17 protein-coding genes and 6 pseudogenes are annotated in these 15,900 nt (G+C 58.6%); 10 read left to right on the top strand and 13 right to left on the bottom strand.

Annotation, left to right across the window (positions count from 1 at the left end; genetic code table 11):
- The first annotated feature begins 35 nt into the window (after positions 1 to 35).
- The 3 genes and pseudogenes from P5W99_RS18715 to P5W99_RS18705 all read left to right on the top strand — a co-directional run.
- A complete protein-coding gene (locus P5W99_RS18715) occupies positions 36 to 191 on the top strand; it encodes a hypothetical protein (RefSeq protein WP_421026640.1) in 156 nt (51 codons plus the stop codon).
- A 33-nt stretch (positions 192 to 224) separates the two neighbouring features.
- Entirely contained in the window at positions 225 to 695 is a 471-nt protein-coding gene (locus tag P5W99_RS18710; protein ID WP_421026639.1) for a YbhB/YbcL family Raf kinase inhibitor-like protein, read from the top strand.
- 253 nt (positions 696 to 948) lie between these two features.
- Positions 949 to 1,077, top strand: a pseudogene (locus P5W99_RS18705) (DDE-type integrase/transposase/recombinase); the annotation flags it as partial.
- Positions 1,078 to 1,084: 7 nt separating this feature from the next.
- Here P5W99_RS18705 and P5W99_RS18700 read toward each other — a convergent pair.
- Together P5W99_RS18700 and P5W99_RS18695 are read right to left on the bottom strand one after the other, a co-directional pair.
- Positions 1,085 to 1,330 carry a hypothetical protein gene (locus P5W99_RS18700; RefSeq protein WP_421026638.1) on the bottom strand — a complete coding sequence of 82 codons (246 nt, stop codon included), beginning with the start codon at positions 1,328 to 1,330 and terminating at the stop codon, positions 1,085 to 1,087.
- A gap of 60 nt (positions 1,331 to 1,390) precedes the next feature.
- Positions 1,391 to 1,819, bottom strand: a complete 429-nt coding sequence (locus tag P5W99_RS18695) for a hypothetical protein (RefSeq protein ID WP_434664235.1) — start codon at positions 1,817 to 1,819, stop codon at positions 1,391 to 1,393.
- A gap of 1,043 nt (positions 1,820 to 2,862) precedes the next feature.
- Between P5W99_RS18695 and P5W99_RS18690 the strand changes: the two are divergent.
- Positions 2,863 to 3,012 (top strand): annotated as a pseudogene (locus P5W99_RS18690) (shikimate dehydrogenase); the annotation flags it as partial.
- A 62-nt stretch (positions 3,013 to 3,074) separates the two neighbouring features.
- A complete protein-coding gene (locus tag P5W99_RS18685) occupies positions 3,075 to 3,557 on the top strand; it encodes a hypothetical protein (protein WP_434664233.1) in 483 nt (160 codons plus the stop codon).
- A 5-nt stretch (positions 3,558 to 3,562) separates the two neighbouring features.
- On the opposite strand, the gene P5W99_RS18680 is transcribed toward P5W99_RS18685, so the two are convergent.
- The 3 genes from P5W99_RS18680 to rpoD (P5W99_RS18670) all read right to left on the bottom strand — a co-directional run bounded on the left by P5W99_RS18680 (position 3,563) and on the right by rpoD (P5W99_RS18670) (position 6,441).
- On the bottom strand, positions 3,563 to 3,847 hold the full coding sequence (locus P5W99_RS18680) for a hypothetical protein (protein ID WP_434664231.1): 285 nt from the start codon (positions 3,845 to 3,847) through the stop codon (positions 3,563 to 3,565).
- Positions 3,848 to 4,055: 208 nt separating this feature from the next.
- The gene (locus P5W99_RS18675; protein WP_434664228.1) at positions 4,056 to 4,343 is read right to left on the bottom strand and encodes a hypothetical protein; all 288 of its coding nucleotides are present in this window, start codon (positions 4,341 to 4,343) and stop codon (positions 4,056 to 4,058) included.
- Positions 4,344 to 4,452: 109 nt separating this feature from the next.
- Complete coding sequence (rpoD, locus tag P5W99_RS18670) at positions 4,453 to 6,441, bottom strand: RNA polymerase sigma factor RpoD (protein ID WP_434664226.1); 1,989 nt, start codon at positions 6,439 to 6,441, stop codon at positions 4,453 to 4,455.
- 537 nt (positions 6,442 to 6,978) lie between these two features.
- Here rpoD (P5W99_RS18670) and P5W99_RS18665 point away from each other — a divergent pair.
- The gene (locus P5W99_RS18665; protein ID WP_434664223.1) at positions 6,979 to 7,182 is read left to right on the top strand and encodes a cold-shock protein; all 204 of its coding nucleotides are present in this window, start codon (positions 6,979 to 6,981) and stop codon (positions 7,180 to 7,182) included.
- 596 nt (positions 7,183 to 7,778) lie between these two features.
- On the opposite strand, the pseudogene P5W99_RS18660 reads toward P5W99_RS18665, so the two are convergent.
- Positions 7,779 to 7,889: pseudogene (locus P5W99_RS18660) on the bottom strand (IS110 family transposase); the annotation flags it as partial.
- 7 nt (positions 7,890 to 7,896) lie between these two features.
- Positions 7,897 to 8,016, bottom strand: a pseudogene (locus P5W99_RS18655) (IS110 family transposase); the annotation flags it as partial.
- A 91-nt stretch (positions 8,017 to 8,107) separates the two neighbouring features.
- On the opposite strand from P5W99_RS18655, the pseudogene P5W99_RS18650 reads away from it, so the two are divergent.
- Positions 8,108 to 8,625 (top strand): annotated as a pseudogene (locus P5W99_RS18650) (IS6 family transposase).
- A gap of 112 nt (positions 8,626 to 8,737) precedes the next feature.
- On the opposite strand, the pseudogene P5W99_RS18645 reads toward P5W99_RS18650, so the two are convergent.
- The 6 genes and pseudogenes from P5W99_RS18645 to infA all read right to left on the bottom strand — a co-directional run.
- Positions 8,738 to 8,920, bottom strand: a pseudogene (locus P5W99_RS18645) (IS21 family transposase); the annotation flags it as partial.
- A gap of 162 nt (positions 8,921 to 9,082) precedes the next feature.
- Entirely contained in the window at positions 9,083 to 11,071 is a 1,989-nt protein-coding gene (gene rpoD, locus P5W99_RS18640; RefSeq protein ID WP_434664221.1) for an RNA polymerase sigma factor RpoD, read from the bottom strand.
- A 444-nt stretch (positions 11,072 to 11,515) separates the two neighbouring features.
- A complete protein-coding gene (locus tag P5W99_RS18635) occupies positions 11,516 to 11,755 on the bottom strand; it encodes a hypothetical protein (RefSeq protein WP_434664219.1) in 240 nt (79 codons plus the stop codon).
- Positions 11,756 to 12,234: 479 nt separating this feature from the next.
- Positions 12,235 to 12,450 carry a hypothetical protein gene (locus P5W99_RS18630; protein ID WP_434664216.1) on the bottom strand — a complete coding sequence of 72 codons (216 nt, stop codon included), beginning with the start codon at positions 12,448 to 12,450 and terminating at the stop codon, positions 12,235 to 12,237.
- A 58-nt stretch (positions 12,451 to 12,508) separates the two neighbouring features.
- Positions 12,509 to 12,757 carry a hypothetical protein gene (locus P5W99_RS18625; RefSeq protein WP_434664213.1) on the bottom strand — a complete coding sequence of 83 codons (249 nt, stop codon included), beginning with the start codon at positions 12,755 to 12,757 and terminating at the stop codon, positions 12,509 to 12,511.
- 675 nt (positions 12,758 to 13,432) lie between these two features.
- Positions 13,433 to 13,699: a translation initiation factor IF-1 gene (gene infA, locus P5W99_RS18620; RefSeq protein ID WP_234775451.1), complete on the bottom strand. Its 267-nt coding sequence runs from the start codon at positions 13,697 to 13,699 to the stop codon at positions 13,433 to 13,435.
- Between the two features lie 874 nt (positions 13,700 to 14,573).
- Between infA and P5W99_RS18615 the strand changes: the two genes are divergently transcribed.
- The 3 genes from P5W99_RS18615 to P5W99_RS18605 all read left to right on the top strand — a co-directional run bounded on the left by P5W99_RS18615 (position 14,574) and on the right by P5W99_RS18605 (position 15,536).
- Positions 14,574 to 14,801, top strand: coding sequence for a hypothetical protein (locus P5W99_RS18615; protein WP_434664211.1), 228 nt, complete (start codon positions 14,574 to 14,576; stop codon positions 14,799 to 14,801).
- A 49-nt stretch (positions 14,802 to 14,850) separates the two neighbouring features.
- Complete coding sequence (locus P5W99_RS18610) at positions 14,851 to 15,102, top strand: hypothetical protein (protein WP_434664208.1); 252 nt, start codon at positions 14,851 to 14,853, stop codon at positions 15,100 to 15,102.
- Positions 15,103 to 15,185: 83 nt separating this feature from the next.
- Positions 15,186 to 15,536, top strand: coding sequence for a hypothetical protein (locus P5W99_RS18605; RefSeq protein WP_434664207.1), 351 nt, complete (start codon positions 15,186 to 15,188; stop codon positions 15,534 to 15,536).
- Positions 15,537 to 15,900: the final 364 nt, after the last annotated feature.

Genomic DNA, 15,900 nt, shown 5'->3' with positions numbered 1-15,900 from the left:
GGATGGTCGCATTCCCATTCCAGAAGGAGGCTGCCATGACTCAGTCAATGATCAGCTTTTGGGTTGCCCTTGTGGTGCTCGTTGTCGTTGCAGCGGCCTTGTCCCGTCGCTACAGGCGAGATCACCCGGGTGAGAGCCTGAGCCAGTGGCTCGACACGCACCATATGGGCTGGATGCATCGCAAGCACTAGCCGGCAGCGCGGAAAGACGCCGAGGAGTACACGATGGCCTTCACCCTCAGCTCGCAGGCTTTCCAGGACGGGGGCGAGATTCCTCGGCGCTATACCTGCAAGGGCGCGGACGTTTCGCCGCCGCTCGCGTGGTCCGGGGTACCCGCCAATGCGAAAAGCCTCGTGCTGATCGTGGACGACCCCGACGCGCCCGACCCAGCCGCACCAAGGATGACATGGGTCCACTGGCTGCTTTACAACATCCCGGCGACGGCGCCCGGCTTTCAGGAGGGTGCCGCGACGGGCGCGCTCCCTGCCGGCACACTCGAAGGGACCAACGACTTCCATCGCACCACATATGGCGGCCCATGCCCGCCGGTTGGCCGTCATCGGTATTTTCACAAGCTCTACGCGCTCGACACCGTGCTGCCCGATCTTCACAAGCCGACCAAGGCGGCATTGGAGACGGCGATGAAAGGTCATGTAGTGGCGCACACCGAACTGCTCGGCACATTCCAGAATTAACACGCAGACGCTGTACGCGAACCCGGGACTGTCGATTCCGCGTCGATGCACAAAACTTTGGATTGCTTTTTAGTTTCTGCACACCATATCACTACCGGGTGACAGGCTTCATGCTTGACGTGGCTTTGCGGACTGAGGTCTCCGCGGGGACATAGCCTGCGAACTCCCCCCCAATGAACTGCACCCCAAAAGTTGGACACCGATCCAACCTTTGGGGTGTTTTCATGGCGAATTATGATGAGCTGTTCAAGCAGCAGACCGAACGACGCCGATCAAGGTCCGGCAGAACAGGTATCTGAACAACGTCATCGAACAGGACCATCGTGCCGTCAAACGTATTGTCAAGCCGATGACGGGTTTCAAGCGTTTCCGGTGCGATCGCGCGAGCGTTACGCCGCTTGCCGATAGCCCATCGCCGGCCGTTCGCCGCGCGGCGGGAAGACCTGCCAGAAGCCGTCGTCGTGCCGGAAGAAGAAAAGCGCTCGAGGACACGTCGGATGCGAGACCTCTACGCAGACGAACCGTCTGTGGCCCGCCGCAGTGCGGCCGAACTGCGTCACATGGGCGGGCACGGCCGGGGTCGGCGCCAGCCACTTCTCCACCAGCCCGTGCAGGCTTCGTTTCCGCGCACTCATCTCTTGTTTCCTCGTTTCATTCCACCTCTCGAATGTCCCGCCCGCTCGGCATTGCGTTGCTCATGCGGCCGCCCTGACGAGTTCATCGGACAGCCCGAACTGGCGCGCGATCGTCAGAAGTCGCTCACGCCACTCCCATCTGCCGAATACGTCGTGTACGTTTTGCAGACAACTGAGAAGCTCGATCGTGACCGGGTCGTAGACGTTGATCCGCGAGCGAAGCAGCGCCCTGCGCAGCGCGGCGACGCCAACATCCATGTACGCCGGGATTGTGTGCAATGACTGTGCGCCGATATAGCGGACCGGAACGCCTTCGATCGCGGTTGTGTAATCGGAGGCCTTGATAAGGCAGCCGACAGGACATCCTCCACAGTAGCCGCGATATGCGCCGCCACCGTGTGGAAGCAGCGCCGCGCGGCCCTGGCAGAAGAGGTGCTCCACTGCCTGGTCGAAGATCTGCTGATAGGTCAGAAAATCACGGCTTTTCATGTTGCGGCTCCGCCAAATCTGTCAATGATTCGTGTCTCCAGTATGGCTGGTCGACGGTGCCTTGAAATCTGCCATAGGGAGTTCCCCCTTTGGGGGTATTGGCACCAATCAACCGCGAAAGCCACGACGGATTTGTCGCCTGAAAGTAGATTTGCTCGCGCGAGTGCAGTTCGTCTGGTACTTCGTTACAAACAATTCTTCCGAGAGGTACAAGGCTCAGTGCAACTAGAGTGCTGCCCGCCGATTCGCGTTGCCCTGGCGCTTTTTCGACGCGTACCCCATGCAAACGTGCGAGTGGGCGCGGCCCTTAAATGGAATCGAAAACCAGGCCATTTCGGACCGGGTAGATTAGGTCAAATTCAAGCGCGACGCGATTTCACTGAATTGGTCCATGCCGAGAAGCGTGGCGATCAAATCACTCTTTCGGGCCGTTGACATCGCGGCGGTGCGTGAAGGGTTGTCAATTGCCGGCGTAGGTTTTTCGCGGAGAAAGACACATGGCGTAGGTTCGTTCCCAACAGGGAGAAAACCTACGCCAGCATCGCCGATTCACACAGAAAAAGGTAAGCAGAGGCTAATCAACCCAGCGCTCGCACCCAACAGAATCTCGTTTAAATCAGCTACTTAGATCTAAATTCAGCAATTCCGACCGCTCCTCACCAATCCGAATATTACTTTTCTTTCATTCGTTCATTATTTTTTCGAATATGCGAAGAGGCGGATACGATCCCGCTACGAAATTCTAGAAAACGCTTATTTTTCAATCATCTGAACGCCAACCCCGGGCATTTATCCGAATAGCGATCCGACTATTCGTTTTCTTCGAAGTAGTAGCGCGTCCTTGTCTGGCAGGACATCGAGCAAAAACCTACGCCAAAACTTACGCAGGATCACTTCGCAACTCCTTGGACATTGATGTCGCATTCCGGCAACAGAGGAGAGGGAATGCTTGATAGTTACCGCGTAACTGGGTGCAAGCACTGCGCAGAATGCGTTCGGGGGAATTCTACTCACTCGATTGTCCACAGGCGAGCTGGAAGGCCGAGTCGCTCGACCTGCTGGTCAATGCCTCGCCGATGGGCATGCGTCCCGACGATCCACTGCCCATCGACGTCTCGCGCCTGCCTGCGAGCACCTTCGTCGGCGACGTCGTCACCAAGCCGCCGCTTACGCCGTTCACGAAAACGGGCCGAACGTACCCGCCCATCTGATCGTCGATGCCGCGCTCATCCACGAATATGGTCCTGGGCTGCTGATGCCCGGCAGTAGCGCGGCGTACATCGCCAAATTCGGGCGCTCGGGCTACCTCGTGAAGGGCAACACCCTGGCCGAACTCGCCGCGAAGCTCGAGGTGAATGCAGCAGGCCTCGTGCGCACGGCGGGGCGCAAGGCGCGGTTCGTAGAAACGGTTTTGATGTCAACCATGATGATGCTCAGGCAATTGGAAACAGAATATGAGGCAACGAGCCTCGCTCGTCCGGATAATTTATCTGAACAGCCCTCGCCTGCACCAGTATTTCATTCGCACCGGCTATCGGCATGCCGTCAGGGGGCAGCGTGCAGGCAGGAATCACTGTGGTATGCTTACGCATTGCTGTCAGATGTTGACGATATCAGTGAGCTGCGTGGCAGGCTGAAACCGCTGCGAACGCTCAGAACGTCGAATGCGCACGTGCAACTGACACGCCAACTGCAAGGTACCGATAAGCTCACCGCCCGCAATGGATGCGCGCGTTGATGCAGTCAGAGAGCGGACAGTAAGCGAAGCTGATGTTCGCTTTCCGCCCCTTGAACCAAGGCGTAGGCCCGCATGTCCATGCGCTCAAGGTTCGAAACGGATTCCAGGCCCGAAAATTCGTTCCACGCGTCGTCCGCGATTGAGGTCGGGGCGTTGCGGGCTCTCGCGAACGCTCGCAGGAGAAGGCTTGCCTCGCGGCGCAGAACATGACGGTTAGCGTTCAGAACATACGGCGCACAGCCAGCGCGTAAAACGAGGTAGTGCGGAATCGCGTCGCGATCGCTTTGCATGGAAGCATTACCAGTTCGGAAGAATGGAGGCGCCCAGTTTCGCGCGCCGCTGCGGCAGACCGATGCGTCTGGCCGGACGGGCAACAATGTCCAGAAGGATGCACTCCGCTGGTGGACATTATTTGAAGCAACGACGATCAAGCCAGCCATCAGCGAGAGAGCAACTCGTTACTCGACAAAATCAGCGCATGCCACACCAGCAGCGCTTTCACATGTCCGCGACCGAAGCCCCGCTTACCTTTCCGTCGATGATGTCTTTTCCCCGCTGCCAGGCGGCACGCCTTGCCGTGCCGAAGTCGGAGAGCGCGTGCGCTTGGTCCAGCCTGAAAACACGGCTTGCGGTTGAGGCTGCTATTGCCCCGGGGCGAGAGATGCGAACCGCAATGTCATACCCTTCGGCGTAACGCGAATGTCCGTCAAAACGACTGAACGTGCGGGCGAAGACGAGGGGATGAAGTTCATATCCCTTGTAGAGAAAAAGCAGGGGGGTCGGCATTTTGCTCACTCCACAGGGGACGACTCACTATACCCTGAAACGATCAGCGTAGGGGCACGTAAACTACGCCCCTCGGTGAATTCAAATCTGGTGCCGAACCTTGCCTTTTTCAGCGCTCGAGAAAGGGCCTCAACTTGTCAGCGTTACCGGGATCCCTCAGCGTGCGCATCGCCTGGCTCTCGATCTGGCGGATTCGCTCGCGGGTCACGTTGAACTGCTTGCCTACCTCACCAAGCGTGTGGCCATTGCTCGTATCGAGCCCGAATCGCATCCGCAGGATCTTGGCCTCTCGGGGCGCAAGTCCGTCAAGCGCCACATCGATAGCGGCGCGCATGCTCGCATGAATCGCTGCCTCGGCAGGTAAGCGCGCTGCGACATCCTCAATCATGTCTCCGAGCGTTGCGTCCGCATCGTCGCCCGCCGGAGTTTCAAGCGACACGGGTTGCCTTGCGGCCCTGAGGAGGCCTCGCACCTTATCCTCAGACATCGCCATACGCGTGGCAAGGACGGCGGGATGCGCGTTCTGTCCCGTCTGTTGCTTGATTTCGCGCGACATGCGGTTCAGCTTGTTGATCATCTCGATCACGTGAACCGGGAGACGAATGGTTCGCGCCTGATCGGCAAGCGCACGTCCCACAGCCTGACGGACCCACCATGTGGCGTACGTCGAAAACTTCCAGCCGCGCCGGTATTCGAACTTGTCCACCGCCTTCATCAGACCGATATTGCCCTCCTGGATGAGATCCAGGAACGGCAAGCCGCGATTCACGTATTTCTTCGCAATTGCGATGACAAGACGAAGATTCGCTTCGATCATCTCCCGCCTGGCTTGCCGCATTCTCGACTCCGCGGCACCCATTGTGCGGCTGATCTCCTTGAGCTTGCGCAGCGGCAGCAAAACCCTCGCCTCAATGTTGGTGAGTTTCTGCTGCCCGGCCTGAATGGCGGGCAGATATCGCTCGAGCGCCGGGCCAAACTGGCAGGAATTAGCTGCCATGCGGCTCACCCAGCCAAGGTCGGTCTCGTGCCCCGGGAACGACTCGACAAACAACTCGCGTGGCATGCCGCAACGAGTGACGACGATTTCCAAAATGCTGCGCTCGATCGCGCGAACCTCCGTAACCTCTTCCTGCACGCTGGCACACAGGCGATGAATGATTTTCGGCGTGAAACGGATCGTCGCCAGTTCGCGCTGGATCTCCGGGAGCATTCGCGCAACGACTGCGGCCCGGACGTCGCCAGTACCAGACACGTCCATAGTCTGCTCGAAGACTGCCCGCACACGAGCGAAGACCGCGAGACCATCGCTCGTGAGCTGCTTGAGACGCGCTGCGTGCGCTGCCTCCGGATCGCCTGCGTCCGCTCCAACTTCGTCACCATCCGGGTCTTCGCCGCAGACGGATGGTTCCGCTTCATTTTCTTCGGAATCCTGCGTCATTGCGTTCCCGCTCACGTCGTCGCCGACCCCAGCGACCAGTTCATCGATATGCAGTTCTCCGGCAATGACGCGGTCTACATCGGCAAGAATGGTGGCCACGACCATCGGACATGCAGCAATCGCCTGAATCATGTCCTGCTGGCCGGCCTCGATGCGTTTTGCGATCTCGATTTCACCGGCTCGGGTCAGCAGTTCCCTGGCTCCCATCTCTCGCATATACATCCGCGCCGGATCAGTCGTGCGACCGTATTCGGAATCGATAGTCGACAGTGTGCCTTCCGCTTCCTCGTCCGCCTGATCGTCGGATGCCACGGCAGACGCGGCGCTGCTCAGCAGGAGCGTCGCCGCGTCCGGCACCTGCTCGTACACCGCCACTCCCATGTCGCTGAACGTGCTGACGATCGCCTCCATGGCGACAGTCTGCGCAAAGTCGTCTGCCAGGTGATCGTTGATGTCCACGTGCGTGAGATAACCGCGCTCGCGGCCAAGCACGATCAGTGCGCGCATCTGGCGTTGTCGTTCTTCGTCCTGTCGTGCGATTGCCTCGATGTCTCGCGGTACTCCGATGGCGCGGGGCTTTCCCTTTGCCGCTTGGCGGCTGGCCTTTGGTGCAATCGCGATAACAGGGTATGCTAAATCGCCACGAACTGGATTTGCCAATACGTTCTCCTCGACAGGTTGGCTGACGATCGTCGCAAGCAGGACGGCAGATCAAGTTGACTGTCGGGGTGCAAACGGAATCGTGAAATGACGCTCGGACAACCGAGGTTCGGGTGCTCCAGCGGGATCCGGAGCGCGCAGAATTGTGGGAATCCTAAATAATACCGGACGTCGTCATGCAACGCAACGTGCTTTACGAAAATTCGACCTGGCAGGACAGAGTGCGAAAAGGGCGCAAACGACACAACGTCACGGACGCCCGACGCCTCACCCTGCGCGTGCGCAAGCATCCGGCACACATGCGGACCCTGTGTACAGGGTGGCCCTCACGACGCGCACCGGCGGCAGCCTCAAACGGAAATGCCTTGACTTTGATCGTTTCCCCCGGTACTGCGGTCCTCTGAAGTCTTCAAGAAGCGCGATTGCTGCTCATCATTCACCGCACACTGCGGTACTCGTTGTCCACTCCCTCCTTGATCCTTTTTCTGCGCGTTCTTCGGGAGCGCACGTAATTCCGTTCATATTCTGGAGAATTCCATGGACACCGGTACCGTGAAGTCGTTTAACGACAACAAGGGATTCGGATTTATCACGCCCGACGCGGGTGGCGATGACCTGTTTGCGCATTTCTCGGAAATTCGCGTCGACGGCTTCAAAACCCTCGCAGAAGGCCAGAAAGTCAGCTACGAAACGAAGAACGGCCCCAAGGGCATGCAGGCATCCAACATCACCCCGCTGTAAGTCATTTGCGCGTGTGCCGCCACGATGGCGGCACTGCCGACTCTCTCCCTCCCAAAACGTGATTCACTGGTCATATCGTGCAAGGTTGGCGAAGCTGCAAGCCATCCGCTGGCGATGCACTACATCTCGTTCTCGCGTATTAATTTTCGCTCCGTATATTTCACAAATAATCGGTCGCGCATATCGGTCGCCACGCCGGCTACCCATGACCTGGCTTTTTTTGCAGCGTCGCCGGAACGTGCGCAGCATAATATTCAACCATCACAGTTTCGCTTACTGCCGATCCGGGTCCATGTTCCGTGGCGATAAGAAGGCTTTGTCATGCATGGACGCCCCCCGTTTGCCAAGCTTTCATGTTGCGATGGTTCAAAGGTCTTGATTGCAGCCATGCATCCGGACTTCAGTGCCGGGCGCAGGCCGGCTGTCCCTGATGGAATATGCTGACGAGGTCCCGATCAAGTTGGCGAGCTTGGAGCTCCTTGACAAAGTCGGGTTTGGCCCGCCACGATCTGACCTATCTTGCCATCACATCATGATTGCCCTGGCAATCGGTGGAAGTGTCCTTCTGTTTGCTACAAACCTGATGCTGTCTGGAACTACATAGCTGGTAACGCAGATTCATGGTCGCGCCGATATGTTCGGTCATGTGTCAGCAGAGCCCATACGATCCGCGCGTTCTTGTTGGCCAGCGCGACGGCGGCCACATTGGGCAAATCCGAACTCGCTGAGAAGTCCGCGGATCTGGTTATCCTGCGCGGTGCGTGCTTTCACGAATCCCTGACGTACACGATGTAACGACAGCACCGATTGCTGCTCGACGTTCTTGACCTGCACATTCGACACTTCCACTTTGCCATATCGATGCCGTTTCGGGTGGGGGCGTCCATTCCATTAAGTTGATTGCAGTGCTGAGTAGAATATGCGGATGAAAAAGCACAAATCGCCGTATCACGGTTTTCGTTTCCCGGCAGCGATTATTAGATGGCACCGCGATGAACTGTTCGTGAAGCTGCACGGTGAGCCCTACGTACTATGGCGCGCAGTGGATGAGCATGGCACGGAATTGGACGTGCTGCTGCAAAAGCGCCGCGACAAGGCTGCGGCGAAGCGCTTCTTCAGGAAGGTGCTGCGTTCATACCCGGCGCCCCGCAAGATCGTAACCGACCAGTCGCGCAGTTACCCGGCAGCGAAGGCGGACATCGCGGCGCTGGCCGGCGTGAAACACGTGTTCGTGAAAGCAGCGGCGCGGGTCAACAACCGCGCAGAGAACAGCCATCAGCCGACACGTCGCCGTGAACATGCCATGTGCGGATTTCGCAATCCGAAGTGCACGCAGGCGTTCCTGTCGAGCTTCGACCCCATCAGGTAACAGTTGCCTTGCCACGGCACTGCATGACGGCGAAATCCCATCGCGCGGCATTCAGGGCACGCCTCTTGGCATGACATCGCTGGACAGTGACAGAGGCAGCGACTGCAGGCCTGCGCAATTGATAAGGATACCGATTTGTTTTAGTTGCTGCACCTCTACACCGTTAAGTTGACTAAGCCCGGCAAACGGATCGGGACGGGTGCGCCAGGAGCGCCGCGGCTTCTGGGATGGCAACGTCGCGTCACGCTCGATGCGGCGTGCGCTGCGTACGCTTATTCCTGCCTTGGCGGCCGCGACTTCCTGCGGATGGTGTTTGCGCTTGTTCATGTAGAGGCGAACCTGTTGGTCGGTGATGCGGGTTCCGGGCATGTGCTGACCGCTTCTTCTTTAAGAATCGATCAGCCATCCTATTTCCCCGCCGACGCGGTGCCGCCGGTGGTTCGTCGTCTACGGCGGCTACGCCGCCTCCGACTCCTCACCACCGGCCAAAACAAACGTCAACGACCGGCCAAGACAATTGGCACCGCCCACTCAGCGCTCAAGAAACTGCCTCAGCCTGTCAGCGCGACCGGGATCTCTCAGCCTGCGCATCGCCTGACTTTCAATCTGGCGGATCCGCTCGCGGGTCACGCCAAACTGCTCGCCGATCTCTCCCAGCGTGTGATCAGAGACTGTATCGATCCCGAACCGCATCCTCAGGACTTTGGCCTCGCGCGACGACAACCCGCTGAGCGCCTCATCGATTGCGGCACGTATGTCCGCATGCATCGCGGCCTCAACCGGTGAACCCGCAGAGACATCCTCGATCATGTCGCCACGCGTCATGTCGGCATCGTCGCCTGCAGGCGTTTCAAGCGACACTGGGTGCTTCGCGATCCTGAGAAGACTGCGCACCTTATCCTCGGACATCTCCATGCGCACGGCAAGGGCGGCGGGATGCGCTTCCCGCCCCGTTCGTTGCAGGATTTCCCGCGAAATCCGGTTCAGCCTGTTGATCGCCTCGATCACGTGCACCGGCACACGAATGGTCCGCGCCTGATCGGCAAGCGCGCGCGTAACCGCCTGCCGCACCCACCAGGTGGCATACGTCGAAAACTTCCAGCCGCGCCGGTATTCGAACTTGTCCACCGCCTTCATCAGGCCGATATTGCCTTCCTGGATCAGATCGAGGAATGGCATGCCGCGGTTCACGTATTTTTTGGCAATCGAGATGACAAGGCGAAGATTCGCCTCGATCATTTCCCCCTTGGCCTGTCGCATTTTCGACTCTGCGGCACTCATCCTGCGGTTGATCTCCTTGAGGAACTGGAGTGGCAGCGAAACCCTGACCTCAATGCCCGCGAGTTTTTTCTGCCCGGCCTGAATGGCCGGCAGATGTCGCTCGAGCGCTGCGCCAAACTGCCGTGAGCTCGCCGCCACGCGGCTGGTCCAGCCAAGGTCGGTCTCGTGGCCACGGAACGACTCAACAAACGACTCGCGTGGCATGCCACAACGATCGACGGCGATATCAAGGATGCCGCGCTCGATCGCACGAACCTCCGTCATCTGCTCGTGCACACTGGCACACAGTCGGTCGATGGTTCTGGCTGTAAAACGAACCGGCGCCAGCTCGCGCTGGATCTCCGAGCGCACTCGAGCCACGGCTGAGCAACCGGCCCTCCCCGTTACGGGCATATCCGGCAACTGCCCGAACAGCACGCGCACACGCGCAAACACCGCAAGACTGTCGTTCGCAAGTTGTTCGAGACGGGCCGCGTTCGCCGTCTCCGGATCCCCGGCGTCCGTTTCAACGTCGTCACCGCCCGGGCCATCGACGCCGGCGTTTTCTTCAGGCACATGTTCTTCGGACTCGAGCCTCATTTCGCTTTCGTTCGCTTCGTCACAAATGCCATCGACCAGTTCGTCAATACGCAGGTCGCCGGCAATGATGCGGTGCACTTCAGCGAGAATGGTGGCCACGACCGACGGACATGCGGCGATCGCCTGAATCATGTCCTGCTGGCCGTCCTCGATGCGCTTCGCGATCTCGATTTCGCCGGCACGGGTCAGCAGTTCTCTGGCTCCCATTTCCCGCATGTACATCCGGACCGGATCAGTCGTGCGATCGAATTCGGAATCGACGGTCGACAGGGCAGCCTCTGCTTCCTCGTCCGCCTGATCGTCCGGTACCACGGCGGACGCGGCACCGCTTAACAGGAGCGTGGCGGCGTCCGGCACCTGCTCGTACACGGTCACGCCCATGTCGCCAAACGTGCCGACGATCATCTCCATCGCAGCAGTTTGCGTAAACCCGCCTGCCAGGTGGTCGTTGATATCCATGTGCGTGAGATAGCCACGCTCACGCCCAAGCGCGATCAGTGCGCGCATCTGACGTTGACGTTCCTCCTCCTGCCGTCCTGACGACTCGATGTCCTGCGGTGTTTCGATGAACCGGGGCTTGTCCTTTGACGCCCCGCGGCCGCGCTTTGACGTAACCGCGATCACGCAGGATACTGAGTCGCCGCGAACGGAATTTGCCATACATTCTCCTCGACAGGTTGGCCGACGATCGTCGCAGACACGATGGCAGATCAGTATGTGCTCAGTCGGGTGCGAGAGGAATCGTGGAAGGACGCACGGACTATCGAGGCGGAGTACCTCTGGCGAAATCCGGTGTGCGCAGATTTGGAATCCTGAAAGATGCCAGATTGCATTGTGCGACGCAACATTCAACAGGTACGGCGCGGTCACTTGCAGACGATTGCAGGACAGATCAGCTCTGGCAAACGGACATTCATGCCAGTGCGAGGACCCTGCCAGTCGCATCGGGGGTAGCGTGAAATGCAGCGTCCGAATCTTTAGAAAAACATCGTTTTCGCCCCGTTCGCTATCTTCGCGGTAATATCAACAAGACGAAACATCGTTCCGTTACTTCAGTGTTCTGCCAGGCTCGGGTGTTCGCCGTTTTCGGCCCAATCCGGATGGTTACGACTCGTCTTCTCCGATAACGGCATCAATGGTCACTTGACCAACTTCCTCTGCAATCTGCAAGGCCCTTTCAGGAGTGAAAGGCCCATTGCGAAGCTTTGTCTGGGCACCCAGTTCATCGACCACGCCGGCATTATCTCCGCCGGTTATCTGGAAAGTTGCGTCGTACAGGCCACTGGAGGCCTCCGTCAGCCTCACATGAATTTCAAAATTGCGATGCGAGAAAACTCGATGCATGGTGGCCCCGCGGTAATGGCGCAGGAATGCAATTAATTAAACTTCTGCACGTTCCGCGAACGTTCCGCCTGCTCGATCGCACGTCTACAGACATCGAAAGCAGCGCAGAACGCATCGTCGAGGTCGTCGAACGTCCCTTCGGTACATTGGGTGTTCGCCGGAATTTCCGGTACGCCTGTCGAAGATTCCCTGTATGTGGGTGGTTCTATGACGAAGTACGCAGCTTCCCCCGACGGGGTAAGTCTGCTTGCTACGGTTGCCCTCATTTGCCAACCGTTGAACGTATCGAGCCGCGTTTCCATAGGCTTCCCATCAAATTCCGTGAGGTCCGTCGCGTGACGACGGACATTATTCCGCAATCAGGCTGTGCACGCGCTCGCGTCTGATGCAGGAAAAGACCGGTTGGCCCGATGGATATGATGTTGTGTGCGATGCAAGGCGGATCTGACCGTCGATCAAGACACGGTGCCCTGGCATCTCTATCCGAATCGGGTGTCCAGCCATTGCTGTGCCCAGCTTTTCGCATAGGCAATGGCATCCTCTCGCGCGTCGAATCCGGCCAGGTCACCACTGAGATGAATGTCGTACTCGCTGCCATCGGCACGGTTGGTGCTGATGCGCGCGTGCGCCATATATTCCCCGTCCGCCCGGCGTGGTGTCGGATCGATCCGGAATCGGGTCGAATTGAAACGCATGTTGCCACCTTGTCAATCAGAGTGCGGCATCCAGATGCCGCAAGATACGTCGTCACCGTCAGGCTGGACGACTGTTCAGAAGGGCCATGATCTGTCCCGCCTCGCAGTCCGATTCGCAACTCGGCATACCGCTTTCGCATAACAGCGCGCGGACCGAGACGAACATCCGGTACGCTTGCGCGTCTACCTCGTGGCGACGGTCGCCGATCAGGGTATCCAGATCGTCGTTCGCATCCGATGGAAGAAACTCATCAATAATGTCGCTGCCGCAGATCTGAATGCGCCTCAGCAGGTCGTTTCTGTTCATACCGAACCTCCGGCGATACCCGAAAGCCTTTGTTCCAGCGCGGAACAATGGATAAGTGAAGAGAAAAACGTTCAGGACTTCAAATCAAGAATTGTCGTACCCGGCGAGCGGCTATCGATGAGACGCTCTGCATATTCTATCGATGCACGGCGTGCATCGCCTGCACTACTGAAGGGGTTGCGGGCTACAACGCCAAACACCCGCCCCCGTTGCGTGCCATCGGGCTCCTGCGGCTCCATGATTCGTACGGCAGCGTCAAACCCTTCGTCGTAGTTGTGACCGGATCCAGACGCGGTCGGTCGGTGCGGATAAACCAGTGGGCAAATTTCAAGTCCCCGGTAGAGACGGGCAGCGACAGTCATGGAGTCACCTTCTGGCCGCACGTGTTGCGGCAATAGCGGATAGGGACGCGCGCGACCGCTCCGATATCTGGACAGCGGTCGATCACGTTTTGTGGTCTGCGATGGAGGGAAGCGGCTCGATCCCTGAGGAACGCCGGAGGAGGAGAGCTGGGATCGGTCGCAGGTCGACTGATATTTCCATGCTACGCCACTCCAGCCGTTTGTACAGCGAAAGTTTCAGACTTGCACTGCACTGCCAGGTCCATGGAGCCTGTCGACCGCAGGCAGTCAGGCCTTCGGACTGCAGATGGATTGCCCCTTGTGTTGCTGCGGTTCAGCGCCGGCGGAAAGCGCTTCGGCGCGCGGGGCCGCCGCTTCGTTCGTCCTTGTGCCGAAAATTGATGCGTCCCTTGGTCAGATCGTAGACCGAGAGCTCAAGCGTGACCCGATCGCCGGCAAGAATGCGAATGTGATTCTTGCGTATACGGCCAGAAGCGTACGCACCCACAATCACCCCGTTGTCCAGCGTGACACGGTAGCGGCTGTCGGGCAAAACTTCGTCGACAATGCCATCGAGTTCGAGAAGGTCTTCTTTTGCCAATCAATTCTCCTGAGCAATGAGGGGCGAAGCGTCGCCAGTGCGACGTCAACACAAAGAACGCGTGGGCATGCGGCTGCGCTTGCCAATGGATTTCGACAGCAATGATCGGGACAAACGCGGCTGCGCAAGGCGTACTCGCTGCACGCGAGCAGAATACAGACGCTATCAAGGGAACGGCCCGTGCCGTCCGGAGGGAGCAGCGCCACTCCCTGCCAAGGGGGATGACGCATCATGTAGTCACGCTGAACGCGACAGTGGAATGGGGCCGGGTAAGACAGGCTCATGCGGCAGGATCTCAGCGCGGACGCAGGAAGCATCTGCCTCAGGATGCCTCGGCGCTATTATGCACGCGTTTCACCTCATTGGCCATCGCCATGGTCCGCAGCCGGACGAATTTCATGTCGGCCGGAGACAGTAATGTGATGCACGCGTGTCCTGCCAGTGATTCAGCGCGGCCGAAGCGGCTTGACGGCCAGACTAGTAAAGGGTAGCTTGGGTTGCTGTTTGATAGCGGTTCGTCGTCGACGTATGCTCTGCATCCTCTTCTCCCGCCCTCCTTCGTTTTTTTTGAGGCTGGTTCCCGAGACGCTGTGCGGCTGTAGTGCCGTTTTATCTGCCGGATCGGGACAGCGCACTTCCTTGCCATCCTGAGCATCTTGAACGCTAGTACGCTGGCACATCGCCAGCACTTGAGCTGTCCGAAGCGAGGCCCGTTCAGGAAAGGCCGGTCATCCCGGCAGTCAACCTTGTGCGAGTTCGACAGCGCTTTCGGGCCTGCAACTGCGCGGGAATCCGTTCGGCAAGTTGACCAAATGCGGAGCGGTCGATGACGGATCGGGCGGCGCATTGCCCCGGAACCCATGAGGAGATTGCGATGAACAAACCCTACATCAACGTGGAGGCGATCCTCGAAATGTTCCAGGAGATTGCACAGAACGGCGTCGACCAGGCAAGCGCTGTTGATTCCCTGAACTGGCTAACCGAATACCTCGCCCGTGAGCACAGCGCGATGAACACGAACGACTGGAACCGTCTCCTCCAGATCGGCGCGCCCCTCTGTCGGGCCGGAGATCCTGGCGACGGCACCCTGGGGACGCGTTGATTCCCGTCATGGCTAAAGTAACCGCACTATCAACCGGATGGAGCGACGCGTGTATCGGATGATCGAATATCGGGGGTTCGAGATCCATGTCGAACTCAGCCATTCTGCAGAAGACCTGTACGACGTGATGTTCCAGATCAAGGGCGGCGATAATCTTCGTGTTATAGGAGAACGTGGAGGCAAGATTCGTCTCTGTAACGGTCCCTACACACGCCGATGGGCATACCTGATCGCTGAAGTTGCAGGGCAGGCATCCATCGATGTGCTCCTTGGACGGCTCGCCACCGGCTCTGAACGCTGATATTGCGTTGGCGCAGTTGCCGCGTGGCGCTAGACGTCCGGTTATTGCGGCTTGACGATGCTGTTACAGGACGGAGCTTCTTCGTGACTACCCACCGGGAGGACCTGCTTCGCCTGCTGCGCGACGCGCATATATGTGGACAAGGTTCAGCGCGATTGCTCATGGCGCTCCTCGAACGCCATCCCGGTCGCGGCCCATGCTCTGCCACGGTTGAAAATTTCCGATCTCGGACACTTGAACATCAAGACATGCTGGCCGGGTGCGTTGCACGGATAGAAGAAAGTACCCGCATGCAGCCATCCGAACGAAGTGACCTTGTGGCACTTTCCGGTCCTGAATATTCCGGTACGAAAGATATGTCTCGGGAACTCGCTCACGTCCGCAAATGTCTCTCTCAGGAAATCGAACTCTATTCAAAAATAAGCCTCTTTTGAATTTCGAGTGGGTGGATTTGGCCGGGTCAAGTGCGGGCGGAAGCCCGGCGGAGCGCACCCTTGATGCGGTCAAATCCAGCCGCACGCTTGACGGCTCGGGCCAGGCAAAGCCTTGCGGCGCCTGGCTCCCGAGCCCGTCCGGCGGCAAGGACTTCCCCGCCTTGGGGCGGGGTTAGGGGTGGGGAAATCCACGCCGAAGAGTCGAGCCTTCCGCTACCGCGCAAGCCGTGCCACCCACTCAAATTTCAAAAGAGCCAAAAATAATCGCTACCGCAGAAGCCGGCGGCTTCTTCGAAACGAGGTTCATTTGCGAGAGCATTCAATCGGAGAAATCGTCGATGGTGGCACGGTTGAGGCTTCATGG

This window comes from Paraburkholderia sp. A3BS-1L (assembly GCF_051125215.1).
In the GTDB taxonomy this organism is placed as follows: Bacteria; Pseudomonadota; Gammaproteobacteria; order Burkholderiales; family Burkholderiaceae; genus Paraburkholderia.
The sequence above is the reverse complement of the archived record's forward strand: the minus strand, read 5'-3'. Positions and strand labels throughout refer to the sequence as shown.